This is a genomic window from Oleiphilus sp. HI0043 (assembly GCF_001634935.1).
This window is the reverse complement of record NZ_LWEY01000716.1, coordinates 1-1,706: the sequence shown is the minus strand read 5'-3', so window position 1 is coordinate 1,706 and position 1,706 is coordinate 1. Positions and strand designations below refer to the sequence as shown.

The window sequence follows — 1,706 nt, the reverse complement described above, 5'->3', positions numbered from 1 at the left end:
GGAAACCATGAGCCAATTTTTGATCGCCCCCTCTATTCTTTCTGCCGACTTTGCACGCCTAGGTGAAGAAGTCGAGAATGTTCTCGAAGCCGGTGCTGATATCGTTCACTTCGATGTGATGGATAATCATTATGTCCCTAACCTGACAATTGGCCCAATGGTTTGTGAGGCGCTTCGAAAGCACGGCGTGACAGCTCCAATTGATGCTCACCTAATGGTGAAGCCAGTCGATGATATGATCAAAAGCTTTATCGATGCTGGTGCGACCTATATCACCTTTCATCCAGAGGCTTCTGAGCATATTGATCGCTCATTACAACTCATCAAAGATGGTGGCTGCAAGGCGGGCTTAGTTTTTAACCCGGCTACCCCCTTACACTACCTTGACCATACCCTTGACCAGCTCGATATGGTTTTGCTCATGTCCGTTAACCCCGGATTTGGCGGCCAAAAGTTTATTCCTGGTACACTCGATAAACTTCGACAAGCACGCAAGTTGATTAATGATTCAGGTAAAGATATCCGATTGGAAATTGACGGTGGCGTCAATATCAACAATATAGCCGAGATAGCACAAGCTGGTGCCGACACTTTTGTTGCCGGCTCAGCCATATTCAATACCGATGACTATCAGGCAACCATCGCAGCAATGAGAGCCAAGTTAGCTGGCATTTCCTAGCCCAAACGTCATCCAAGGCGCTCAGCTTGTTGCAAAACCGAGCGCCTACTTCCCCTAACTTCGCATTTTAGCGCCCCGGCGTATTTGACCAAGTAAGAGTAACCCCAAGCCCAGCAGGCTTAAGCTGGCAGGTTCTGGTACCGATACCACATCAGGGTTTGAACCCGGCTCAGTGAATGTCGGAATATCTGGTACGACAGGACCAGAAACAATAGGCGCCTGATAAAGTTGATCGGTATTAAAAGCCCCTTGGGAAGCTTGCCCCAAGACCCAAGCAAACGCTTCAGAGCTTTCTCCTGTGCCACTTAACTGTATTGAGCTACCCAAAGCCGTAGACGGTGACTCTACAACGCCAACATCGATACTTGTGGCGCCCAAAGCTGAACCATTTGTTGCGACAAGGGAGCCTTCGTAGCTAATAAACTGTACTAAGTCGCCCAGATTATTTACCAAGGCAATACCATCATTGCCACCATTTTGCAGACCACCAGAGCCGGTAAAGGCTAACACACCATAGCCTGCCTGCTGATCGGAAAAACTACCAGATAAGTCCCATGACATATAACGTCGGCCATTATTGCCATTATAAAACTCGAGTTGCCAACCAAGTAAGTCTGTACCACTTAAGCCTGCTATTTCAACAAACTCATTTTGATCAGCCCCCTGATTATCATAGTGAAACTCATTGATATAAACAGGTAAAGCTTGAAGTGATGAGGAAGCCAATAACACAGATAGCGCCATCGTTGGGCGCTTAAGAAAGTTCTTCATTTTTAAGTCCTTTTAAAAAGTATAGAAATAGATTCTGCAAACATCCTGTTCGCATTGAGCTAAGTATTCCTAGCCCTCAATTAATATACCTGTCTTAGCAAAAAAATGTAGTCTTTTTTAGCTTAAGCAGCTGCCTTGGCTAAAATTGCTATATTTAAAGCTATGAGAGTCTCAAATAGCGAGCTAGCATGCACCCTGAGCTATTGATTCACTCACAGGCCTGAGGTAATCTGTAGGCCGTTTTATACCTATTAAT

2 protein-coding genes are annotated in these 1,706 nt (G+C 45.5%); one reads left to right on the top strand and one right to left on the bottom strand.

Going from position 1 to position 1,706, the window contains the following annotated elements:
* Positions 1-7: 7 nt before the first annotated feature.
* Entirely contained in the window at positions 8-679 is a 672-nt protein-coding gene (gene rpe / locus A3729_RS08410) for a ribulose-phosphate 3-epimerase (RefSeq protein ID WP_068513466.1), read from the top strand.
* A gap of 54 nt (positions 680-733) precedes the next feature.
* Here the strand turns inward: rpe and A3729_RS08405 are convergent, their stop codons facing one another.
* A complete protein-coding gene (locus tag A3729_RS08405; protein WP_068514453.1) occupies positions 734-1,450 on the bottom strand; it encodes a PEP-CTERM sorting domain-containing protein in 717 nt (238 codons plus the stop codon).
* Between the last annotated feature and the right edge of the window lie 256 nt (positions 1,451-1,706).

Excerpts from the sequence above, each read along its gene's own strand:
- rpe (WP_068513466.1), top strand. The coding sequence starts at position 8 with ATGAGCCAATTTTTGATCGCCCCCTCTATTCTTTCTGCCGACTTTGCA.
- A3729_RS08405 (WP_068514453.1), bottom strand. The coding sequence starts at position 1,450 with ATGAAGAACTTTCTTAAGCGCCCAACGATGGCGCTATCTGTGTTATTG.